Source organism: Streptomyces sp. NPDC033216 (genome assembly GCF_055577115.1).
In genome coordinates, this window is the sequence record NZ_JBVIQK010000023.1 from 68,436 (window position 1) to 84,786 (window position 16,351).

Annotated in this window: 14 protein-coding genes, 2 tRNA genes, 1 pseudogene and 1 riboswitch; of the genes and pseudogenes, 9 read left to right on the forward strand and 8 right to left on the reverse strand. The window is 72.7% G+C overall.

Features of this window, described 5'->3' with window-relative positions:
- The 3 genes and pseudogenes from ACZ5Y0_RS30500 to ACZ5Y0_RS30510 form a co-directional block, all read left to right on the forward strand.
- A pseudogene (locus tag ACZ5Y0_RS30500) lies at nucleotides 1-362 on the forward strand (DEAD/DEAH box helicase); the annotation flags it as partial.
- A 203-nt stretch (nucleotides 363-565) separates the two neighbouring features.
- On the forward strand, nucleotides 566-2,098 hold the full coding sequence (locus tag ACZ5Y0_RS30505) for an amino acid permease (protein WP_469131890.1): 1,533 nt from the start codon (nucleotides 566-568) through the stop codon (nucleotides 2,096-2,098).
- An 89-nt stretch (nucleotides 2,099-2,187) separates the two neighbouring features.
- A tRNA-Lys gene (locus ACZ5Y0_RS30510) sits at nucleotides 2,188-2,260 on the forward strand.
- A 335-nt stretch (nucleotides 2,261-2,595) separates the two neighbouring features.
- Here the strand turns inward: ACZ5Y0_RS30510 and ACZ5Y0_RS30515 are convergent.
- From ACZ5Y0_RS30515 to ACZ5Y0_RS30525, 3 genes are all read right to left on the reverse strand, one after another.
- Nucleotides 2,596-3,411, reverse strand: coding sequence for a serine hydrolase domain-containing protein (locus tag ACZ5Y0_RS30515; protein WP_469131891.1), 816 nt, complete (start codon nucleotides 3,409-3,411; stop codon nucleotides 2,596-2,598).
- Between the two features lie 29 nt (nucleotides 3,412-3,440).
- A complete protein-coding gene (locus tag ACZ5Y0_RS30520; protein WP_469131892.1) occupies nucleotides 3,441-3,860 on the reverse strand; it encodes a thiol-disulfide oxidoreductase DCC family protein in 420 nt (139 codons plus the stop codon).
- Nucleotides 3,861-4,050: 190 nt separating this feature from the next.
- Nucleotides 4,051-5,466, reverse strand: a complete 1,416-nt coding sequence (locus tag ACZ5Y0_RS30525) for a hypothetical protein (RefSeq protein WP_469131893.1) — start codon at nucleotides 5,464-5,466, stop codon at nucleotides 4,051-4,053.
- 324 nt (nucleotides 5,467-5,790) lie between these two features.
- Here ACZ5Y0_RS30525 and ACZ5Y0_RS30530 point away from each other — a divergent pair, with 324 nt between their 5' ends.
- The 3 genes from ACZ5Y0_RS30530 to ACZ5Y0_RS30540 all read left to right on the forward strand — a co-directional run bounded on the left by ACZ5Y0_RS30530 (nucleotide 5,791) and on the right by ACZ5Y0_RS30540 (nucleotide 7,765).
- Complete coding sequence (locus tag ACZ5Y0_RS30530) at nucleotides 5,791-6,579, forward strand: DeoR/GlpR family DNA-binding transcription regulator (RefSeq protein WP_469131894.1); 789 nt, start codon at nucleotides 5,791-5,793, stop codon at nucleotides 6,577-6,579.
- Between the two features lie 134 nt (nucleotides 6,580-6,713).
- Nucleotides 6,714-7,076, forward strand: coding sequence for a DUF4406 domain-containing protein (locus ACZ5Y0_RS30535; protein ID WP_469131920.1), 363 nt, complete (start codon nucleotides 6,714-6,716; stop codon nucleotides 7,074-7,076).
- On the forward strand, nucleotides 7,073-7,765 hold the full coding sequence (locus ACZ5Y0_RS30540) for an NUDIX domain-containing protein (protein ID WP_469131895.1): 693 nt from the start codon (nucleotides 7,073-7,075) through the stop codon (nucleotides 7,763-7,765). Before ACZ5Y0_RS30535 ends, ACZ5Y0_RS30540 begins: the two co-directional genes overlap by 4 nt.
- Before the next feature lie 7 nt (nucleotides 7,766-7,772).
- Here the strand turns inward: ACZ5Y0_RS30540 and ACZ5Y0_RS30545 are convergent, their stop codons facing one another.
- Nucleotides 7,773-8,444: a GTP cyclohydrolase II gene (locus ACZ5Y0_RS30545; RefSeq protein ID WP_469131896.1), complete on the reverse strand. Its 672-nt coding sequence runs from the start codon at nucleotides 8,442-8,444 to the stop codon at nucleotides 7,773-7,775.
- Between the two features lie 182 nt (nucleotides 8,445-8,626).
- Nucleotides 8,627-9,202, reverse strand: a complete 576-nt coding sequence (locus ACZ5Y0_RS30550) for a MarR family winged helix-turn-helix transcriptional regulator (protein WP_469131897.1) — start codon at nucleotides 9,200-9,202, stop codon at nucleotides 8,627-8,629.
- A 135-nt stretch (nucleotides 9,203-9,337) separates the two neighbouring features.
- Here ACZ5Y0_RS30550 and ACZ5Y0_RS30555 point away from each other — a divergent pair, with 135 nt between their 5' ends.
- The 3 genes from ACZ5Y0_RS30555 (at nucleotide 9,338) to ACZ5Y0_RS30565 (ending at nucleotide 12,116) form a co-directional block, all read left to right on the forward strand.
- Entirely contained in the window at nucleotides 9,338-10,477 is a 1,140-nt protein-coding gene (locus tag ACZ5Y0_RS30555; protein WP_469131898.1) for a dihydrofolate reductase family protein, read from the forward strand.
- Between the two features lie 65 nt (nucleotides 10,478-10,542).
- Nucleotides 10,543-10,616: transfer RNA gene (locus ACZ5Y0_RS30560), tRNA-Met, on the forward strand.
- 316 nt (nucleotides 10,617-10,932) lie between these two features.
- Nucleotides 10,933-11,090: riboswitch (cyclic di-AMP (ydaO/yuaA leader) on the forward strand.
- Nucleotides 11,091-11,099: 9 nt separating this feature from the next.
- Complete coding sequence (locus tag ACZ5Y0_RS30565) at nucleotides 11,100-12,116, forward strand: M23 family metallopeptidase (RefSeq protein WP_469131899.1); 1,017 nt, start codon at nucleotides 11,100-11,102, stop codon at nucleotides 12,114-12,116.
- A gap of 165 nt (nucleotides 12,117-12,281) precedes the next feature.
- Here ACZ5Y0_RS30565 and ACZ5Y0_RS30570 read toward each other — a convergent pair whose 3' ends face one another.
- From ACZ5Y0_RS30570 to lhgO, 3 genes are all read right to left on the reverse strand, one after another.
- On the reverse strand, nucleotides 12,282-13,700 hold the full coding sequence (locus tag ACZ5Y0_RS30570) for a PrsW family intramembrane metalloprotease (RefSeq protein WP_469131900.1): 1,419 nt from the start codon (nucleotides 13,698-13,700) through the stop codon (nucleotides 12,282-12,284).
- Between the two features lie 51 nt (nucleotides 13,701-13,751).
- Nucleotides 13,752-14,588, reverse strand: a complete 837-nt coding sequence (gene trmB / locus ACZ5Y0_RS30575) for a tRNA (guanosine(46)-N7)-methyltransferase TrmB (protein WP_469131901.1) — start codon at nucleotides 14,586-14,588, stop codon at nucleotides 13,752-13,754.
- A 474-nt stretch (nucleotides 14,589-15,062) separates the two neighbouring features.
- Nucleotides 15,063-16,301: an L-2-hydroxyglutarate oxidase gene (gene lhgO / locus ACZ5Y0_RS30580; RefSeq protein ID WP_469131902.1), complete on the reverse strand. Its 1,239-nt coding sequence runs from the start codon at nucleotides 16,299-16,301 to the stop codon at nucleotides 15,063-15,065.
- Nucleotides 16,302-16,351: the final 50 nt, after the last annotated feature.

Here is a 16,351-nt window from a genome sequence, read left to right on the forward strand (position 1 = left end):
GCGGTGGGCGCCCGTTCGAGCGTCGTGACGACCGGGGCGGCCGTCCCTTCAACCGTGACGACCGCGGTGACCGTGGCGCTGACCGCGGTGGTTTCAACCGGGACCGTGACGACCGTGGTGGCCGTTCCTTCAACCGTGACGACCGTGGCGGCTTCCGCCGCGACGAGCGCGGTGGGCACCGGGGCAGCGACCGCCCGTTCAACCGTGACCGCCGCGACGACCGTCCGGGCACCGGCTTCCGCGCCGGCGGCCACGACCGTCCGGCCGCCCGCCGCGACGACCACCGTGGCACCGGCACCGGCACCGGCACCGGCTCCTTCGGGCGCCGTGACGACAAGCCGCGCTGGAAGCGCAACGGCTGACGCCGACTCGGCCGGCTGAACGCCGCCGTGTCCCGCCCGCACGCGGAAGGGCCCGTACGACTCCGGTCGTACGGGCCCTTCCCCGTACCGCCTCCGGTCTGCGGGGCGAGGACCCCGTGCTGTGGATCCTCCACCGCCCCAGGGGCTCTTTCTGGCCAAGTTGTGACGTGTGTCACGCTCCTGTGGAGGGAATTGCTGGGGGCATGACAGATGACGGCACGTCGACTGGGCTCTCGGACGAGGAACGGCTGGCCCAGCTCGGATACACGCAGGTCCTCGCGCGCCGGATGTCGGCGTTCTCCAACTACGCGGTCTCCTTCACGATCATCTCGGTCCTGTCGGGCTGCCTGACGCTGTACCTGTTCGGCATGAACACCGGCGGTCCCGCCGTGATCACCTGGGGGTGGGTCGCGGTCGGCCTGATGACCCTGTTAGTCGGGCTGTCGATGGCCGAGATCTGCTCGGCGTACCCCACCTCGGCCGGCCTGTACTTCTGGGCCCATCGGCTGGCGCCGCCCCGCAGCGCGGCCGCCTGGGCCTGGTTCACGGGCTGGTTCAACGTGCTCGGCCAGGTCGCCGTGACGGCCGGCATCGACTTCGGTGCCGCGTCCTTCCTCGGTGCCTACCTCAACCTCCAGTTCGACTTCGAGGTCACGCCCGGCCGGACGATCCTGCTGTTCGCGGGGATCCTGGTGCTGCACGGCCTGCTCAACACCTTCGGCGTGCGGGTCGTCGGGCTCCTCAACAGCGTGAGCGTGTGGTGGCACGTCCTCGGTGTGGCCGTGATCGTAGGCGCGCTGACCTTCGTACCGGACGACCACCAGTCGGCGTCCTTCGTCTTCGGCGAGTTCGTGAACAACACCGGCTGGGGCAGCGGTGTCTACGTGGTCGCCCTCGGCCTGCTCATGGCCCAGTACACCTTCACCGGCTACGACGCCTCCGCCCACATGACCGAGGAGACGCGCGACGCGTCGACCGCGGGCCCCCGGGGCATCGTGCGGTCCATCTGGACCTCGTGGATCGCGGGCTTCGTCCTGCTCCTCGGTTTCACCTTCGCCATCCAGTCCTACGACGGCGCCCTCGGCTCCCCGACCGGCGCACCGCCCGCCCAGATCCTCCTCGACGCGCTCGGCGCCACGGCGGGCAAGCTGCTGCTGCTCGTGGTGATCGGCGCGCAGCTGTTCTGCGGGATGGCGTCCGTGACCGCCAACAGCCGCATGATCTACGCCTTCTCCCGCGACGGAGCCCTGCCCTTGTCGTATCTCTGGCGCACCGTCAGCCCACGCACCCGTACGCCCGTCGCGGCCGTCTGGCTCGCGGCCGGCGGCGCGCTGCTGCTGGGCCTGCCCTACCTGATCAATGTCACGGCGTACGCGGCCGTCACCTCCATCGCGGTCATCGGCCTCTACATCGCCTACGTCATCCCGACCCTGCTGCGGCTGCGCAAGGGCGACGACTTCGCCCGCGGCCCGTGGCACCTGGGCCGGTGGTCCCGGGCGATCGGTGTGGTGTCCGTCGTCTGGGTGGGCGTCATCACCGTCCTGTTCATGCTCCCCCAGGTCTCCCCGGTGACCTCGGAGACCTTCAACTACGCCCCGGTCGCCGTCCTGGTCGTCCTCGGCTTCGCGGCCGTGTGGTGGATCGCCTCGGCCCGGCACTGGTTCCTCAAGCCCGCGGACGAGAAGGCGGTCCCCCGCCCGGAAGCGGAGACGAAGGCCGAACCGGTCGATCCGTGACCGATCTCCGCCACCCGGCGCGGCCGTGTCCCGATACCCGATCGGCGACGCGGCCACGTCCGGCTATGCTCGGGGAGGCAACATCGCCTGGGCCCTTAGCTCAATTGGCAGAGCAGTGGACTTTTAATCCATTGGTTGTGGGTTCGAGTCCCACAGGGCCTACGGTCGGCAGGCGGGGGATATAGCCTCTGACCTGCTGCGCAGCGTCCGTGTCGGCTTCGGTCGGCTCGGGCGCTGCGTCGTTTTCGGGCCGGTGCGCGAGCGGATCCGCCCGTCGCCCGCGGATCGGCTGCGGCTTGGTCGGAGTATTGGGCTAAGTATTCGGCGACCGCGGGACGGTTGGGGTCCGCGGGCCGGTGGGTGGTCGGGATGAGCTTGCCTCGGGTTCCGGGTTCGAGGATCCCGCGGTGCTGCTCCGCCGCCGCGTCCTCCGCCCACGCTCCGGGCACGGCGGGCCGCGGCGGGCACGTCGCCGAGGAGCACGCCAAGTGCTGGGGCTACGCGGCGGTCCGGCCGCCTCCGAGGCTCTCGATACCCGCCCGGTCCGTGTCCTCCGGCACCGCGTTGAGGCGGTGGATCAGCACCCACCGACCGTCGGCCGTCGCGCCGGCGAAGAGCGAGGCGTGGCGCGTCGCCCCGTTGTGCCACCGCAGGGGGCCCGACGTCCGCCAGCTCGGCGCGGGATCGCCGAGCCGGCGCTCCACCAGGAGCCGTACCACCAGATCGGCCGCCGCACGAGGAGTGGCCCACAGGCCTCCCGCCGGCAGGATCGCGCCATCCGTCGTCCAGGGCCTGCGGGTCCGCCCGAAGAGGCCGGGGATCGGCAGACGTCGGCCGGGATCGGGGTGCGCGGTCACCTCGGTGACGCCGAGCGGCCGCAGGACGTACTCGGTCACCAGCTCCTCGTACGTCCCCCCGCAGGCTGCGGCCAGGGCCGCGCCGAGCACGGCGTACCCGAGGTTGGAGTATTCCTCGCTCCGGCCGGGGGGTCGCGCGGCGAGCGTGTCGAGGCGGGGCAGCAGCCGGTCCAGTGCGGGGCGGTCGAACGCCGCGTACGGGTCCCGGCGGGAGAGGCGGCCGGGTGGCAGGCGCGGAAGGCCGGAGGTGTGCCGGGCCAGGTGCAGGAGCGTGATCCCGGTCCTCGGGGCCGCGGGAAGCCATCGTTCGACGGGGTCGTCCACAGCCAGCACTCCGGCCGCGGCCATGCGGACCAGCGCCGTGCCGGTCACGACCTTGGTGAGCGAGGCGATCTGGACGAAGCGGTCGACGGCGTGTCCCCCGCTGAGGGCGGGTGGGGCCGTATCGCTGAACACACAGGTCGGGATGGGTCGCACGGCGGGCCTCACGCGCCGCGCGGCGGCACCGCGCACGCGGGCGTGCCGCCGGGGAGACGATGACGGTTGCGAGCCGCCCAACGGTAGATCACGCGGGCGCAGCCCCGGATGCCGGGGAGACGGACGACGGACGCGAGCGTGCGGTAGGCGGCCGACGGAGAGGTCCCCGCGTAGCGGGCCAGGGCGTCCGCCCCGCCGGCGAGGACGCTACCGCCACGCAGCAGCAGGACCTCACGGTCCAGACGGTCGAGGTGCGCGGACGTCGACTCGGCGGGCAGGGACTGCCACGGCGCCGCTTCCAGGGTCGGTGCGGCGAGGGTCCGGATCAGGTCGACGGACGCCTGGCAGAAGCCGCAGTCCCCGTCGTAGGCGAGGACGGATGGGGACGGCGGTGTCGGGGGTGACGGCTCGACGCGGGGATCGGTCACGGGTTCTCCGTCCAGTGCGGCGACAGGGCCTCTCGTCCGGCCGGCGAGGGGGACGTGAGCAGCGCGACCCACCCGCCACACCGTTCCTCGGCCGATTGTCCCCTGCGTGTCGACCGGGGTGGAAGGCCCCGCACGGGCGACTGCGCGTGCGGGGCTCCTGCGTTTGCGGGGACGGCGGACCGAGGCCCGCTCAGCCGTTGACGACGATCCTGGCCGAGTTGTTGGTCAGGTCGGGGTCGTAGGCGCGGATGGGGGGCTCGTGCTGGTCGTTGTCGATGGCGATCGTCGAGGTGGACGGGGCCGCGCTGTCGATGCGGAGGTCGAAGGGGAAGGCCTGGGTGGCGTGTTCGTTCAGGTAGACCGGGGTGGTGCAGCGGTAGCGGGGGGCGCCGAGTTGTTCCTCGCGCCAGTCGCCGTCCGCGGTGAGGGCGTAGCAGCTGTCGGGGCGGGCGGTGACGGTCGTCCCGGCGGGGATGCGCACGTCGACCGTGGCCACGGGTTCGCCCGCGCCCAGTGAGGCGACCCAGGCGGGACCGCGGTTCTTGACCTTGAGGTCGGCCCGTACGGTCTCGCCGACCGTGCCCTCGATCCGGCTGCCGATCAGCTTGAGGTCGGCGGTGTTGACGGCGTGGACGATGACGGAGCGGTAGTTGTCCTGGGGGTCCAGGTCGGGGACGGCGGCGCCGGCGGTGGCCGTGCCGAGGGCCTGGGCGGGGGTCGGGTCCAGCTCGGTGCCCGTGCCCGGGGTGTACGTCCGGCCGCCGCGGGCCGCTTCCAGGGCCTCGGCCGAGTAGGGCTCGACGGAGTAGTCGTAGCGCTCGTACAGGGCGTTTCGGCGGGCCTTCAGGGGGTTGGTGAGGGTGAACGACTCGCCGGGGGCGAGCTTCTCGTCGAGGACGCACAGCGCCTCGGTGCCGACCTCCGTGTCCCGGTACTCGCAGTTCGCGGGCCGCTGGGTGTAGGCGAGGCCGCGCGAGGCGGACAGGCGGAGCAGGACGCCGTCCGCGGTGCGGTTGCCGTTGTTGGAGACGGTGGCGGGGACGGTGATCCGGCTGCCCGGCGTGACGCCGTCCTGCCGGGGGGACTGGCTGAGCGCCAGGTCGGGCCCATTGCCGACGGTCACCCGGGTTTCGCCCGGATAGGACGTCAGGTCGCCGGCGACGGCGGTGTGGCGCAGGGTGCCCACGGCGCCGGCCGGGGCGTCCGGCAACGCGGCGACCTTGAGCTCGGCGGCCGTCACCACGTCGGTGCCGGTGAGCGAGGGAACGTCACAGACGGCCGTGACGGCGGTGTCGGGCGCGCAGTTCGCGGGCCAGGTGATCTTCGCGAAGGCGGCCAGTTCGCCGGCGTCCACGGTCAGCCGTCCGGCGCCGACCGGGTTCGCGATGTTGTCGTGGGAGACCTTGAGCGTGACGGTCCGCTGGGGCGCGGACCCGTCCTCGTACGCGCCGGGCAGGATCAGCTCGTAGGGATCGGAGTACGTCCAGAGCTGGTCGCTGTCGGCGGCCGCGGGGCCCGCCGTGCCGAGCGTCAGCAGGACGGAGGCGGCGAGTACCGGTACGAGAGCGCGCCGGGTGCGGCGGGTCGTCGTATACAAGCGTGTCATGCCCAGGCTGACTCGCATCCGGCGCGAGAGGTTGTACGGCGCCGGGTGCCGAGGGCACCCTCTGCCCGGGCGGTAACGGCGGCAGCGACGGCTCCGGCGCCGGCCGCCCGGGCGCGACGTCACGGGCCTCGCCTGCCTGTCCGGCCGTCCGGTGGTGGTCGTCTCACCGGTCGAGGGCGGGTGCGGCAAGGCGCGGGTGAGGGCGGGTGCGGCAAGGCGCGGGTCTCCGCGATCTGGCGCGCGGGGCCGTCGTGGGACGGTCGGAGGCAAGCCGAACGAACAAAAACATGTGCGTTCTCACATTCAAGTGATAGAACGGTCCTCATGGGTATCGCCAACCGTCTCGATCTGACCCTGCGGCTCGTCCAGGGAGCCGTGGGGCAGGTCTCCGTCGCCGAACTCGCGCAGCGGCTCGGGGTGTCCGAGATGACCGTGCGCCGGGACCTCGACGCGTTGGAGAAGCAGGGTCTGGTGCGCCGGGTGCACGGCGGGGCCGTACCGGCGCGGGCCCGCGAGGAAGGCGCCGGCTTCGACGCGCGGGAGGCGTGGCAGGGGGCGACCAAGGACCGGCTGGGTGCGGCCGTCGCCGACCTGGTGGAGCCGGGGTCGCGGGTGCTGCTGGACGCCGGGACCACCACCGCGCACGTGGCCGAACACCTCGCCGCGCGCGGCCCGTTGACCGTCGCGGTGCTCAGTCTCCAGGCGGCGGTACGGCTGGCCGACCGGCCCGGCGTCGACCTGGTGGTCGTCGGCGGACGCTCGCGCCCCGGTGAACGGTCCCTGGTGGGGCCGCTGGCGCTGCGCACCCTGGACTCCCTCGCCTTCGATCTGTTCGTGATGTCCATCGGCGGGGTGCACGCCGCCCACGGCTGGTCGGAGTTCTCGCTCGACGACGCCGCCGTGAAGCGGGTGGGGCTCGGCCAGGCGGACCGCACGGTCGCGGTGGCCGACGCCACGAAGCTGGGGGTCCGCGCCTTCGACCAGGTCGCCCCGCTCGACGCCGTCCACACCTTCGTCACCGACACCGCCGCCGCCGACCCCGACACCCACCCCGCGGGACCGGAGACTCTCCGGGCTCTGCGCGAGGCCGGCGTCGAGACGCTGCTGGTCTGAGGGATCGATCGGTCCAACACCAGGAAGGCGGCGACCGCCCGCCGGTGACCTGGGCGCGCCCCGTGCGGGTCGTCGGCCCAGGACGCCAGTCCGCCCACCGAGCCGAGGAGCCGGCCGTGTCCCACCCGTCCCTGATGATCCTCGTCGCCGGCCCGTACCGTTCGGGTACCGGCGACGACCCCGCCAAGCTCGCCGCGAACGTACGGGCCATGAACGAGACGGCCCTCGCCCTGTTCCGCGCCGGGCACCTGCCGGTCACCGGTGAGGCCCTGGCGCTGCCCCTGCTGGAGACGGCGGGCAGCACCGGACCCGGCGACCCGCTGTTCGAGGAACTCTTCCACCCCGTCGCCGAACGCCTCCTCGACCGCTGCGACGCCGTCCTGCGGATCGGCGGCCCCTCACAGGGCGCCGACCGCATGGTGGACCGGGCCCACGCGCGCGGCCAGGACGTCTACGCGGACCTGACCGACGTACCGGCCGCCGGCGGCGCCCGATGACCGCCCCGGCCGGCCGTCCCGGCATCGACGTCCCCGATCCCCGCGGCCGTACCGGACTCGACCGCCAGGGCCGCGACCTGACGGGCAACGCGCGGGTGCGCGTCGTCGACGTCGAGGTGCTCGCCTGCGACTGGTCCGTGCTGCGCCGCACCACCTTCGACTACCGGCACGGCGACGGCCACTGGAGCCGCGAGCGCCGCGAGACCTACGACCGTGGCGACGGCGCGACCATCCTGCTCTACGACCCCGACCGGCGTACGGTCCTGCTGACCCGTCAGTTCCGGCTGCCGGCCTACGTCAACGGCCATCCGGACGGCATGCTGCTGGAGACGGCGGCCGGGCTGCTGGACGGCGACGACCCGCGGGAGGCGATCCGCCGCGAGGCCGTGGAGGAGACCGGTCGGACCGTCCACGAGGTCGAGCACGTCTTCGACGCCTTCATGAGCCCCGGCTCGGTCACCGAACGCCTGAGCTTCTTCGCCGCGCCCTACGACGGCTCGGCACCCGGCGTGGAGAGGGCCGGCGTCGCGGCCGAGGGGGAGGACATCACGGTCGTGGAGCTGGCGTTCACCGAGGCGCTCACGCTCGTCCGCACCGGTGGCATCACCGACGCGAAGACCATCATGCTGCTCCAGTGGGCGGCCCTGGACGGGCCGTTCGGGCGCCGCCGAACACCGGGGGAGGCTTGAGCAGATCTCAGCCGGCGTTGAGTTCGGTGAACTCGGGGAGTGCGGGGAGCTCGGGGACGCCGGTCAGGGCGGCCAACGGCAGCGTGTGCTGGGTCGTCAGCACCTTGGCCCGCAGGTAGCGCACGTTGTGCGGGGTGGTGAAGACACCGGTGGGCACCCGGTCGTGGACGTCGATGCCCAGTCCGCGGAGCTGCTCGGCCTTGTCGGGGTTGTTGGACAACAGGTCCAGCCCCGTGATGTCCAGGGCGCGCAGCATCTGGGCGGCGGCGGTGTAGTCCCGCGCGTCCTCCGGCAGTCCGAGGGCGGCGTTCGCCTCGTAGGTGTCGAGGCCCTGGTCCTGGAGGGCGTACGCGTCGAGCTTGTTGTAGAGGCCGATCCCGCGGCCCTCCTGGCGCAGGTAGAGCAGGACTCCCCCGCGGTCGGCGACGCGTTCGACCGCTTCGCGCAGCTGCGGTCCGCAGTCGCAGCGGGCGGAGCCGAAGACGTCGCCGGTCAGGCACTCCGAATGCAGCCGTACGAGGGGGACCGGGCCGGGTTCGCCGAGGACGACGGCGACATGCTCCTGGCCGTCGGCGAGTCCGTGGAAGGTGACGAGTTCGGCGTCCGCCGCGTACCCGTCGTGGAAGCGCAGCGGTACCCGGACGCGGGCACGCACGGTGGCGGCGGGAGTGTCGAGCATGCGGGTTCTCCGGGTCCGGTGGGCGGTGCGCACTTTGGCCGCTCCTCTGCTTCCGCACGGCTTCTGCCGCACGACTGGTCTGCTTCAGATTTGAAGCAGATTGACGGTCGTGAACCTACCTCATGCTTCAACTTTGAAGCAATGCGATCGTGTGGCGGCTCACGGCGCTGCCGTGGGCTCGCTCACGGGGTCCCGGAGGTCCCGGAGGTCCCGGAGGTCCCGGAGGTCCCGGAGGTCCCAGGGGTCCCGGAACAGGGCGAGGAGCGCCTGCGCCACGGCAGATCCTCCGGTGCCGCCTCGCCGCCGTCTCCCTGGAGGCCCCGCGCGACCTGAGTGAAGATCTCCTCCAGCTGCCCCACCTGCTCGGGCGTGAGCCGGTCGAACAGCAGGCTGCGTACGGTCTCGACATGGCCGGGCGCCGCGTTCTCCAGGATCACCACGCCCTCGTCCGTCAGGACCGCTACGCTCCCGCGCTTGTCCCGGTGGCAGTCCTCGCGCCGCACCAGCCCGTCCTTCTCGAGCCGCGTCACGGCGTACGTCAACCTGCTGCGGGTGACCTTCAGGCGCTCGGCGAGGTCGGTCATGCGCAGCCGCCGCTCCGGGGCCTCGGAGAGACTGGCGAGGATGGAGTAGTAGGCGTGGGGCATGCCCGCCTCCTGCTGGAGCTGCCGGTCGATCGCGTCCTCCAGGAGCAGGTATCCGGCGACGTACGCGCGCCAGGCGCGCTGCTCCTCGGGGGTGAGCCAGCGGGTTGTCATGCGCCCAGTGTAGGTTTGTTTAAAACTTGAACCAAGCTGATCGCCGTTCCCCCCGTTCCCCGGCCCCTGACCCCGGCCCCTGACCCCGACCCCGGCCCCTGACCCCGATTCCCGATCCCGGAGAGAACCGCGCCGATGCCGTACCCGTACGTCCTGCTGTCCGCCGCCGTCTCCCTCGACGGCTATCTCGACGACACCGGTCCCGACCGGCTGCTGCTGTCCGGCCCGGCCGACTTCGACCGGGTCGACGAGGTGCGCGCATCCGTCGACGCCATCCTGGTCGGGGCCGGCACGATCCGCGCCGACAACCCGCGCCTGCTGGTCAACTCGCCCGCCCGCCGGGCCGCCCGGGTCGCCGCCGGCAAGCCGGAGTACCCCCTCAAGGTGGCGGTCAGCGGGACCGGCGAGCTGGACCCGGCGGCGCGGTTCTGGCACACCGGCGGTGACAAGGTGCTCTACACGACGGACGCCGGCGCGGACAGCGCCCGCGACCTCGGCCCGACGACCGACGTCGTGGCGCTGGGCGCCGGCCTCGACTGGCGCCGACTCCTGGAACACCTCCACCACGTACGGGGCGTGCGGCGCCTCATGGTCGAGGGCGGCGGCACCGTCCACACGCAGCTCCTCCAGGAGGGTCTCGCCGACGAACTCCAGCTCGTCCAGGCCCCGCTGTTCGTGGGTGACCCGGACGCGCCCCGGCTCTTCGGACCCGGTGGTTATCAGGGTGGACGCCTGCGGCTGGTCGGGACGCGGCGCATCGGGGACGTGGTCCTCACGTCGTACGAGCCCACCGCACCCGGCACCGGTCCGCTCCCGGTCGCCGCCGACCGGCACTGGCTGGCCCTCGCCTGCGAGCTGGCCGCAGCCTGCCCGCCGTCGCGGACCGCGTTCAGCGTCGGCGCGGTCGTGGTGGCGGGCGACGGCACGGAGCTGGCGCGCGGCCACTCCCGAGAGGCGGGCGACCCCGTCGTCCACGCCGAGGAGGCGGCCCTCGCCAAGATCGACGCCGCCGACCCCCGGCTGGCCGGCGCGACCGTCTACAGCAGCCTGGAACCCTGCGCCCGACGCGCCTCACGGCCGGCCCCGTGCGCCCGGCTCATCCTCGACGCGGGCGTGCGCCGGGTGGTGACGGCCTGGCGCGAGCCGGACACCTTCGTCACCGACGCCGACGGGAGCGGCCTGCTGGCCGCCGCGGGAGCGGACGTCGTCGTACTTCCGGAGTACGAGCAGCAGGCGAAGGCGCCGAACGGTCATCTGCTCCGACGGACCCCCTGATCGCCCCCCAGGTCCGACCGTGGTTCTGGGCGTCCCCCGCATGGCGTAGACTGGTGTCACACCGACGCGGGGTGGAGCAGCTCGGTAGCTCGCTGGGCTCATAACCCAGAGGTCGCAGGTTCAAATCCTGTCCCCGCTACTCAAGGCCGAAGGCCGGAATCCTGATCATGGGATTCCGGCCTTCGGTGCGTTCGGGGCCTGCCCCCTGCCAGGCCCGTCACGTTCGGTGATCGCTCGGGAGCCCTGTGCATAACATCTGAGTCACCATCAAAACCCGCGGTGACTCCTGAGGTTTCGCGACGGGCAGTCAACTCGCCCGCTTTTCACCGATCCTGGGGCCAAAGTCCAGGCCAGAAATGTTGTTGATCAAGCAGAACAGCTTGGAATCCCGTGCCCGGGTCTATTAACGTTCGATAACGCAGCGCGGTCGTCCCAGCCGGCACAAGAGTCGGCTCCGTGCGCACGCGTCGAATCCCGCAAGGGAACCGGGGAACCACCAACTTGGGGTGAATCGCGCCTAAGCCGCCGTACAGTCACGGCCGGTATACGCGCGTAGGAGACCTTCCTGCTCCGAACCCGTCAGCTAACCCGGTAGGCGACGGAAGGAAAGGAGTACGCCCGCGTGGCGTCCAACCGGCCTGCCCCAGAAGCCCCCACCGTGCCCAGCCAGCAGACCTTCGGCTACGGCGCCTACCGCAGCGATGAGGGCCCCTGGGAGGAATGGAACCCGACAGCGGACTCCATTCGCCCGGTGCGCGGCAAGCACCGCGTCGCCAAGCAGCGCGGCGGCCTCGCCCGCAGCTCCACCGTTCTCGGCGTCGGTGTCATAGCCGCCGTCGGCGGCGCGGGCATGGCCAGCGCCAACACCGGCAAGTCGCCGGTCTCCATCTCCATGCCGGACCTGCCCTCAGTGGGTTCCCTCATCTCGGACGACGACACCTCCGAGGAGGCGGCGCCCGCGCTCAGCACCTTCGGTGCCGAGACCGTCGCCGTCGACAGCGCGGCCGACGCCGGTGAGGCGCTGCGCAACCGGATCATGGCGCAGGCCGAGTCCCAGCAGACCCAGGTCGAGACCAAGGCGCAGGAGGCAGCCGAGGCCGCCGCGGCCAAGGCCGCCGCGGACGCCGCCGCCAAGGCCGAGAAGGAGGCCAAGGCCAAGGCCGAAGCCGCCAAGAAGAAGGCCGCCGAGGAAGCGGCGAAGAAGGCGGAGGCCGAGCGCCTCGCCAAGCTGGCCAAGCAGTACACGCTGCCGACCTCCTCGTACACGATCACCTCGACCTTCGGTCAGGCCGGCGCCTACTGGTCCTCCGGTTACCACACCGGCCTCGACTTCGCCGCACCCACCGGCACGCTCATCAAGGCCGTCCACGGCGGCACCATCACCTCCGCCGGCTACGACGGCTCGTACGGGTACAAGACCGTTCTCACCCTCGACGACGGCACCGAGGTGTGGTTCGCCCACCAGTCCTCCATCAGCGTCAGCGTCGGCCAGAAGGTCGCCACCGGCGACATCATCGGCCGCGTCGGCGCCACGGGCAACGTCACCGGCGCCCACCTCCACCTCGAGGTCCACCCGGGCGGCGGCGGCACCGGAATCGACCCGGCCGCGTGGCTGCGCGACAAGGGGCTCAGCCTCTGAGATCTCCCCGGGGGGACCGTGACCGGACCCCCCGAGGTCTTCCGGGAAGTGTCACGGGGGTCGGTGAGGTCTACGCCCGGATGTTTCCCGGATGTTCGTGGACCCTGGCCGGAGCCGCCCCGTGGGCGCCTCCGGCCAGGGCGTTGTCATCACGGCCCGCACCGCTCAGGACTGGTGCGGGCTGGACTGGATGTGCTGGACGTACGGGTACGGCGAGGCGTACGGGGTGTACGCGGCCTGCGGGTGGGGCCAGGTCTGTCCGGGGTACCCGTAGTAGCCGGTCGGGGGGTGCGTCACCCCCATCGGGTACCCGAGCCCTGGCCCGCCGTACACCCCGTGGACCGGCCGAGGCGCGGGCGCGGCCAGCCGGGACGCGTGCTCCAGCGCCGGCCGGGCCACCTCCTTGCGCCGCCACAACTCGTTCAGCAACTCCCGTTCCCGTGCGACGAAGTCGGCGCCGCCCCGTCCCTGGCGCCCGCGGTGCCGCAGGAACGCCAGAGACGTGGCGTAGGCCTCGTACTGCGCCACCTCCCGAGCCGCGGGCCTGCCCAGGTGCCGTCGGGCGTACTGCCGGGCCAGCCTGCGTGCCCGCATCGAGCCGAGGGCGTACGGCTCGGCCGGGCTGAGCCAGCCGGCGGCCGTGTAGGCGGGCAACTCGTCGCGCACGGTGCCCAGCTCCCGCTGGCGCGTCCACACCACCAGCCAGGTCAGCACCCCGAACGCGGGCACCATGAACGCCCCGTACACCGCGAAGAAGCCCCAGTCGCCGAAGGTCGCCGAGCCGTTCCACAGGGCGTGCATGAGCATCGCGAGCAGCAGGCCGCACAACGGGAGCACCACGCGCCGCACCCGCTGGTGCTCCCCGGACAGCGCGGCGACGCCGAAGCCTAGGCCGGTCAGGACCGTGAACAGGGGATGCGCGAACGGCGACATGACGACGCGCACGAAGAAGGTCGCGACGGTGACGGAGGCGATACCGCCGCCCCCGGTGAGCTGGTCGGTGCCGAAGGCGTTGCCGAGGTAGAGGATGTTCTCGGTGAACGCGAACCCGGTGGCGGTCGTCCCGGCGATCACCACCCCGTCGACGATCCCGGTGAAGTCCCGTCTGCGGAACAGGAACACGAGGAGGACGGCCGCCGCCTTGGCGGACTCCTCGACGACGGGCGCGATCACCGTGGCACCCAGGGTGTCGGCGTGGGCCGGGTCGGCCGTCGCCGTCGCTATCCAGCGCACCGCGAAGCTGTTGGCGACGATCGCTATCAGCGCCGCCGCGCACGCGCCCCAGGAGAAGGAGAAGACCAGATTCCGCCAGGGGCCCGGTTCCACCCGGTCCAGCCAGCGGAAGGCGGCCATGAGAAGCGGCACGGGAAGTATCGCGAGCCCCAGTCCGACCAGGAACCCCTCCGTGCCCGTCTGCTCACGGACGAGGGCGAGGATCACCAGCCCCGACAGGGCGAGCAGCGTGATCAGCGCGCCGTAACGGACCCACTTGTGCTGCCACCAGTGCGCGTGCCGCAGCACACCGCCCCCGGCCGGGCCGCCGGGGTGCGGGGGAAGCGGTGGGAACGGGGAACTGGTGGCCACGGCATCGACCCTAACGAGGGAGAGGACGGTGGTGGAGGGGATTACGGCCGGTCAGTGATCCCGGCGACCCTCGTGCTGTACGCGGCGGAAGAGCAGGTCGTTCACCACATGACCCTTGTCCAGTCCCTGTCCCTCGAAACGGGTCAGCGGCCGGAAGCCGGGGCGCGGCGAGAAGCCGCCGTCCGCCTGCGTGTTGACGAAGTCGGGGTGTGCGGTGAGCACCTCGAGCATCTGCTCCGCGTACGGCTCCCAGTCGGTCGCGCAGTGCACGAGCGCGCCCGCTCTCAGCCGGGTCGCGGCGAGGCCGAGGAACTCCGGCTGGATGAGACGCCGCTTGTGGTGGCGCTTCTTGGGCCAGGGGTCGGGGAAGTACACCCGCACGCCGTCGAGGGAGTCGGGGGGGAGCATCTCGCGGAGCAGGATGATCGCGTCACCGTTGCCCACGCGGACGTTCGTCAGGCCGCCCTGGTCCGCGAGGTTGAGGAGGTTGCCCTGGCCGGGGGTGTGGACGTCCACGGCCAGGATGTTCGTCTCCGGGTCGGCGGCGGCCATCTGGGCGGTCGCCTCGCCCATGCCGAATCCGATCTCCAGGACGACGGGGTTGTCGTTGCCGAACAGTTCGGCCAGGTCGACGCTGTGTCCGTCGATGTCCAGGCCCCACTTCGCCCACAGCCGCTGGAGCGCGTCGGCCTGTCCCGCCGTGACCCGGCTGCGCCGCGGTTGGAAACTCCTGATCCGCCGCTCGAAATGCGACCCGGCGGGGTCGGCCCTCGGACCGTCGGGAAAGCGGGGCTCTCCCTTGGCACGGGCACGGCGGACGGGCTCGCCGGGGTGGTGATCACCGGGGGCGGGCCGGGGCGGTTCTGGGGCACTCAACGAATCAGACACAGTGGGTCGATTTTACGGCCGGCGGAGAGGGGCCAGTCCGGTCGGCGGGGGTGCGGCCGGGGACCGGACCGGCGCCGGGCCCGCGGTGACCCGCGCGCGGGGGGCGCCGGCTCGCCGGTGCGCGGCTGTGCGAGCCCCGGCGATCAGGAGACCCGTCGGAAGGGCCGCACGCCGACGCTCGGCCGGGATGCCCGGGCACACGGCCGGCCCGTCCCGGTGATGGCCGGGTGTGCCGGTCGGCCCAGGGTCCCGCGGCAGCGCCGCTCCTGCCACGGCGCCCGCCGCGGCCCCGCCCCGCCATGGCCGTGTGTGCCGGCCCGGTGCGGTGGGTGCGCCGGGCGGGTCGACCGCGGTGGGGTGCGCGCCGGACGCCGGCACCCCGCGGACGCCCGGTCCCGCCTGCCACCCTGAGCGGCGCGGACGGGGGAGCGCCGATCACCGGCGCCCCGGACCACCGGGACCGCGGCCACCCGCCTACACCGGACCCAGCGCCTCCAGTGCCCTGTGGGCCACCTCCCGGCCGATCGGCAGGGACGCCGTCGCGGCGGGGGAGGGGGCGTTCAACACGTGGATCGCGCGCGGGGACCGTCGTATGAGGAAGTCGTCCACCAGGGAGCCGTCCCGCCGGACGGCCTGGGCGCGGACGCCGGGGGCCGCGCGGACCAGGTCCTGCGGCTCGACCGTGGGCAGCAGGCGGCGCACCTCCTCCACGAAGGCGCGCTTGGACAGGGACCGGTGCAGTTCCCCGGCGCCGTGGCGCCAGTGCCGGCGGGCCAGACGCCAGGCGCCCGGCCAGGCCGCCGTCGCCGCGGCCTCCCGCGGGCTTACCACCCGCCAGCCGTACCCCTCGCGGGCCAGGGCCGGGACCGCGTTGGGGCCGACGTGGACGCTGCCGTCCAGGCCGCGGGTGAGGTGCACGCCGAGGAAGGGGAAGGACGGGTCGGGGACCGGGTAGACCAGGCCGCGCACCAGGTCCTGGCGGGCCAGCTCGTAGTACTCGCCGCGGAAGGGGACGATGCGGACGTCCGGCTCGTCGCCGGTCAGGCGGGCGATCTCGTCGCAGTGCAGCCCGGCGCAGTTCACCAGGACACGGCCGCGGACGACGTCCCCGCGCGCGGTGCGGACGGCCACCCCGCGGTCGGCGCGCCGGTCGATCCGGACCACCCGCGCGCCGTAGCGGATCTCCGCGCCGGAGGCCTCGCCGAGCTGCCGGGCGACCGCGGTGAAGTCACAGGTGCCGGTGGTGCCGACGTGGATCGCGGCCAGGCCGGTGACCTCCGGCTCGTACTCCCTGATCTGGGCGGGGCCCAGCTCGCGGATCGCGATCCCGTTCTCCCGGCCGCGCTGGGCCAGGGCGTGCAGGCGGGGCAGCTCGGCCCGGTCCGTCGCGACGATCAGCTTGCCGGTGACGGCGTGCGGGATGCCGTACTCCGCGCAGAACTTGATCATCTCGGCGGAGCCCCGGACCGCGTAGCGCGCCTTGAGGGAGCCGGGGCGGTAGTAGATACCGCTGTGGATGACGCCGCTGTTGCGGCCCGTCTGGTGGCGGGCCGGGCCCGGTTCCTTCTCCAGCACCGTCACGCGGGTGCCCGGCGCGGCACGGCTGATCGCGTGCGCCGTCGACAGGCCGACGATCCCGCCCCCGATCACCAGCACGTCGCAGTCGTAGCCGATCGCCCGCACCCGCACCACCTCCCGGCCTCGATAGTGCACTGCGCCACTGACAATGCCTTCAAACCCAGGGGGACGCCACACGCGGCCGG